The organism is Delftia sp. ZNC0008 (assembly GCF_000799035.1).
Classification (GTDB): Bacteria; Pseudomonadota; Gammaproteobacteria; order Burkholderiales; family Burkholderiaceae_C; genus Comamonas; species Comamonas tsuruhatensis.
Map to the genome: position 1 here is coordinate 1 of NZ_JTKZ01000329.1, position 5,331 is coordinate 5,331.

4 protein-coding genes and 1 pseudogene are annotated in these 5,331 nt (G+C 67.4%); 2 read left to right on the top strand and 3 right to left on the bottom strand.

All coding sequences use genetic code 11. The annotated features are described in order from the left end of the window. Both L995_RS10960 and L995_RS10965 read left to right on the top strand, forming a co-directional pair. Nucleotides 1-1,621 (top strand): family 2A encapsulin nanocompartment cargo protein cysteine desulfurase (locus tag L995_RS10960; RefSeq protein ID WP_047471609.1); only part of this gene is annotated, 1,621 nt, incomplete at its 5' end. 286 nt (nucleotides 1,622-1,907) lie between these two features. Then, complete coding sequence (locus tag L995_RS10965; RefSeq protein WP_231574410.1) at nucleotides 1,908-2,912, top strand: fimbrial protein; 1,005 nt, start codon at nucleotides 1,908-1,910, stop codon at nucleotides 2,910-2,912. 92 nt (nucleotides 2,913-3,004) lie between these two features. Here the strand turns inward: L995_RS10965 and L995_RS10970 are convergent, their stop codons facing one another. The 3 genes and pseudogenes from L995_RS10970 to L995_RS10980 all read right to left on the bottom strand — a co-directional run. Beyond that, nucleotides 3,005-3,961, bottom strand: a complete 957-nt coding sequence (locus tag L995_RS10970; RefSeq protein ID WP_047471614.1) for a Bug family tripartite tricarboxylate transporter substrate binding protein — start codon at nucleotides 3,959-3,961, stop codon at nucleotides 3,005-3,007. 44 nt (nucleotides 3,962-4,005) lie between these two features. After that, nucleotides 4,006-5,007 carry a tripartite tricarboxylate transporter substrate binding protein gene (locus L995_RS10975; protein WP_047471617.1) on the bottom strand — a complete coding sequence of 334 codons (1,002 nt, stop codon included), beginning with the start codon at nucleotides 5,005-5,007 and terminating at the stop codon, nucleotides 4,006-4,008. 65 nt (nucleotides 5,008-5,072) lie between these two features. Further along, nucleotides 5,073-5,331, bottom strand: a pseudogene (locus L995_RS10980) (3-phosphoglycerate dehydrogenase); the annotation flags it as partial.

Genomic DNA, 5,331 nt, shown 5'->3' on the forward strand with positions numbered 1-5,331 from the left:
GCCCGCGCCGCTGGCCTCGCTGGCCCACCGCGCGCCCGCGCTGCTGCCCCATGCCCAGGCCGGCAACGGCGTGCCCGACCATGTCGTGAGCGCCCTGCCCGCCTACGAGCCGCGCCTGGGATCGCAGGTGCTGGGCGTGCCCCAGCGCCAGGGCGATCCGCTGGATGCGCTGGCCGCGCTCCCGTTCACGCCACCTGCTGCACCTGCGGCACCCGCCGTGCCGCGCATCGGCGTGCCCACAGAAGGGCCCGGCATTGCGTCCACCGTGCCTTCGGCCGAGCCGCGCTTTTACTTTGTCGATCCCGTGGTGCTGCCCTCCGGCTACACCACGCCGGCCCATCCGCTGCAGCGCCAGCAGGCTTCGCACGGGGCAAGGCATGGAGCGGCCGGCGTGCAGGCGCCCTTCGACGTGCATGCCGTGCGCCGGGACTTTCCCATCCTGTCCGAGCGCGTCAACGGCCGGCCCCTGGCCTGGCTGGACAACGCGGCCACCACGCACAAGCCGCGCGCGGTGATAGAGCGCATCCGCCATTTCTACGAGCACGAGAACTCCAACATCCACCGCGCGGCGCATGAACTGGCCGCGCGCGCCACCGACGCCTACGAGGGCGCGCGCGAGCGCGTGCGCCGCTTCATCAACGCGCCCGACGTGAACGAGGTCATCTTCGTGCGCGGCACCACCGAGGCCATCAACCTGGTGGCCAAGAGCTGGGGCTGGCAGCATGTGGGCGAGGGCGACGAGATCATCGTCTCCCACCTGGAGCACCACGCCAACATCGTGCCCTGGCAGCAGCTGGCGGCCGCCAAGGGCGCGAAGATCCGCGTGATCCCGGTGGACGACTCGGGCCAGGTGCTCATCGATGAATACCGCAGGCTGCTGAACCCACGCACCAAGATCGTCTCCGTCACCCAGGTCTCCAACGCGCTGGGCACGGTCGTGCCCGTGCAGCAGATCGTGGAGCTGGCCCACCAGGCGGGCGCCCGGGCCCTGGTCGATGGCGCGCAGTCGGTCTCGCACATGGCCGTGGACGTGCAGGCCATCGGTGCGGACTTCTTCGTGTTCTCGGGCCACAAGGTCTTCGGCCCCACGGGCATCGGCGTGGTCTGGGGACGGCGCGAGGTGCTGGAGGACATGCCGCCCTGGCAGGGCGGCGGCAACATGATTGCCGACGTGACCTTCGAGAAAACCGTCTACCAGCCCCTGCCCAACACCTTCGAGGCGGGCACCGGCAACATTGCCGACGCCGTGGGCCTGGGCGCCGCCATCGACTACGTGCAAGCCCTGGGCATGGAGCGCATCGCGCGCTACGAGCACGATCTGCTGCAGTACGGCACGCAGGCGCTGGCGCCCATCCCCGGCCTGCGCCTGATCGGCACGGCGGCCGACAAGGCCAGCGTGCTGTCCTTCGTGCTCAAGGGCTGGACCACGGCCGAGGTGGGCGAGGCGCTCAACGCCGAAGGCATCGCCGTGCGCACCGGCCACCACTGCGCCCAGCCCATCCTGCGGCGCTTCGGCGTGGAGACCACCGTGCGGCCCTCGCTGGCCTTCTACAACACCACCGAGGAAATCGACCGGCTGGCAGCCGTGGTGCAGGGGCTGGCGGCGCGCAGGCGGGGTTGAGCCACCGGCTCATCCCAGGCGTCTTGCAAAGGCGTCGCCCGTGGCGGCCATGCCCAGGCGGCCGTGCCCAGGCGGCCGCCCACGTCGTTGGCGCCGCTTGCGCCAGGTGTGCCGCAGGCCGGACCCGGTGGCAATGCCGCGCAACAGCAGCGCACGGAACACGGCATTGGAGTCATGAAAAAGCATTGCCAATATCAGAATGATCCTATGGATTTTCATCAATCATAGGAATAGACTTTGGAGCACGCCCATCAAACTCTCCTGCATCGTTTCCGGTTTCATTCATATGAAAAAAATCAGATATTTTCTCATTACGGCAACGCTTTGCTTTTCTGTAAGCTCCATTTATGGAGGCATATTTACCCCGGCGTCGTCCACCATCCAATTACCGGAAATCATCAACGTTCCCGCAGGAAATATCATGAATGGATCAGTGCTATGGGAATCGCCCATGGTCAAATCCACCCTCGACACAATTTCCTACAGTGTGCTTTCGGGGCCATCTTCAGAAATATGGCCCCAAATCATGAACCCCACCACGCTGGACGGCGATATCTACTCCACATCTTTGCGCGGAATAGGAGTCCGTTGGCGTGCCATATGGAAAGCCAGGAATTTCCCCAATGGCAAAACCATGTCCATCACCACTACGTCCAACAATGCAGGAGCCACGGGATGGCTAAGGAATGATGTACATGAGCAAACCATATGGATGCAACTCATCAAGACAGGCGCCGTTCAATCGGGCACTTTCAGCGTCAGCAGCTATTCATCCGCCCGGTTTGACTGCAATAGCCTTTGCAATAACTGGATCGTGAAGGCGACCGGCAGCACCGTGGTGCGCACAGGCGCCAGTTGCCGGGTGAAGACGAGCAACATCGCCGTGAACCTGCAGCGAATCAACAGGTCACTGTTCAACGGGATAGGCGCTACCTCCGCGCCCCAGCCATTCGATCTGGAACTGATATGCACCGGGGGCGAAGCCAATTCCACCCTGCGCCCGTTCGTCACGCTCACGGATGCCAACGATGCCGCCAACCGCTCCGATGTGCTGACGGTGACCGGAGGGGCTGCCGGCATCGGCATCCAGATCCGCAGCAGCGACAAGGTCATCAGCTACGGCGAGGACTCCGCCAACTTCGGCAATCCCAACCAGTGGCAGGCGGGCACCATCACCCCAAACACCAGCAACCACGTGATTCCATTGACGGCGCGCTATGTCCAGACCCAGCCCTCCGTCACCACGGGCCTGGCCAACGGACGGGCCACCTTCACGCTCAACTACCAGTGACCTGCCAGTGACCTGCAAGTGACACGCTGGCTGCATTGCGGCTGCGCAGGCGCCCGTGCCGATCCTGCGTGGCCGCCCGCACCCGGCTGCGCTCACTCGGCTCTGGCCCCCGACACCCGCACCTGCTCGGCCGCCACGGGCATCTGCTCGCGCACGAAGCGCCAGAACGCGTCCACGCCCATGGGCTTGACGGGCAGCGAGCCTTGGTCGATGAACTGCTTTTGCACCTCGGGATTGCGCAGCGCCGTGGCCAGTGCGCCGTTCAGGCGCTCCAGCGCCGCGCGTGGCGTGCCGGCCGGGGCAACCAGCCCGTACCAGGAGTCGGTGTAGAAGCCCTTGACGCCTGCTTCCTCGAACGTTGGCACATCGGGCAGGGCCGGCAGGCGCTGGCGTGAGGCCACGGCCAGGGCGCGCAGCTTGCCCGAGCGGATGAAGGGGATGGCGCCCGTGGTGAGCACGAAGTCCACGCGGCCCGCCATCAGGTCGGTCATGGCCGGGGCCGTGCCCTTGTAGGGGATGTGGGTGACATCCACGCCCGTGAGCTGCTTGAAGCTGGCGCCTGCCAGGTGCTGGCTGGAGCCCACGCCGCCCGAGCCGTAGTTGAGCTGGCCCGGCCTGGCGCGCGCCGCCTCCAGCAGATCGTTGACCGAGCGCAGCGGCGAGGCCACGGGCACCAGCAGCACGCTGGGCGAGGTGGTGATCATGCCGATGGGCGCGAAGTCCTTGAGCGGGTCGTGGTTGAGCTTGGCGTAGAGCGCGGAGTTCAGGCCGTGCGAGGCCACGGTGGCCAGCATGATGGTGTTGCCATCGGGCCTTGCGCGGGCCGCCGCGTCGCTGCCCAGGTTGCCGCCCGCACCGGCCCGGTTGTCGATGGTGATGGGCTGGCCCAGGGCCTCGCTCATGCGCGTGGCCGCCAGCCGCGCCACGTTGTCGGAGGGGCCGCCCGCAGGCCAGCCCACGATGAGGGTGATGGGGCCTTGCGCCAGGGCCGGCAGGGCCAGGGCGCACAGGGCCAGCGCAGCCAGGCTGCGGCGCGACAGAGGGGTCATGGCAGTCGTCCTTGTCCATTCAAAGGTTTGCATGGCCAGGGCCTTCAGGGCTTGCCGTCCTGCCAGGGCATTTCGGTCCAGAGCTTGCGAAAGCCGGCCTCGGTGCGCTCCAGTTCGGCCGCGTAGGCGGGCGGCGCCAGGTAGCGCAGCGGCGCGTACATGGCCTCGGCCTGCTGCCTGAACTGCGGGTCGGCCGCGATGGCGGCCACGGCATCGACCAGTTTTTTGCGCACGCCTTCGGGCAAGCCCTTGGGCGCGGCCAGGCCGCGCAGGGAGGCCAGCTCGATATCGATGCCCTGCTCCTTGAACGTAGGCACCTGGGGCGCCAGCGAGCTGCGCGCGGCCGACATCTGGCCCAGCAGGCGGATGGGAGTGCCGCCCTTCTGGTAGGCCAGCACCTCGCCCACGTTGATGGCGCCGATGGTGATCTGCTGGCCCGTGGCGGCGGCGCGCACCTCGCCCGCGCCCTTGTAAGGCACATGGGTGAGCTGCGTGCCCGTGGCCTTGGCGAACAGCAGCATGGCCAGGTGGTCGTCCGAGCCCGTGCCCGTGGTGCCCACGGTCACGGCGCCGGGGTTGGCCCGGGCGTAGGCAGCCAGGCCGGCCAGCGTGGTGATGGCGTTGCTGTTGTGGATGGCAAAGCCGCCCGGGTCGTCCACCAGGTTGCCCAGCAGGTCGTACTGGCTCCAGTGGAAGCTGCTCTTGCGCTCGATGGGAATGGTCAGCACGTTGGGCGTGTTGATGAAGCCGATGGTGTAGCCGTCCGGCTTGGCCCGCGCCAGTTCGCCAAAGCCGATGCCGCCGCCCGCGCCGGGGCGGTTGAGCACGACCACGCTGCCGCCCAGCTTCTTTTCCAGATGGCGGGCCAGCAGCCGCGCCACCAGGTCGGTGCCGCCGCCGGGCCCGTAGGCCACGATCATCTCGATGTTGCGCGAGGGATAGGGGGCCTCGCTCTGCGCCTGGGCCTGAGCCTGGGCCAGGGCCGGCAGCGCCATGCAGGCGGCGGCCAGGCCTGCGCACAATGCGCGCCTTGCTTGCTGTGTCATCTTTGTCTCCTGGGTCGCCTCTTGCAGTGGTCTGAGAGGCTTTGTAGTCATGGTGAAGGAAGCGGCTAACGGGACAGGGAACGGGACGGGTCCAAGGCCCTGGCGATGCGCTCGCGCGCATGCGGCCAGACCTCGGGATTGACCAGGCGCGCGGGCCGCTGGCCATTGGCCAGCAACTGCACGATCTGGGTGGCAGCCAGCTCGGCGTTGTTGCGCCGGGCCTCGTGCGTGACACCGGCGGTGTGGAAGGTGGCCACCACCTGGGGCAGGGCCAGCAGTGGATGGGAAGCGGGCGGCGGCTCCTGGTCCCAGACATCGACGCGG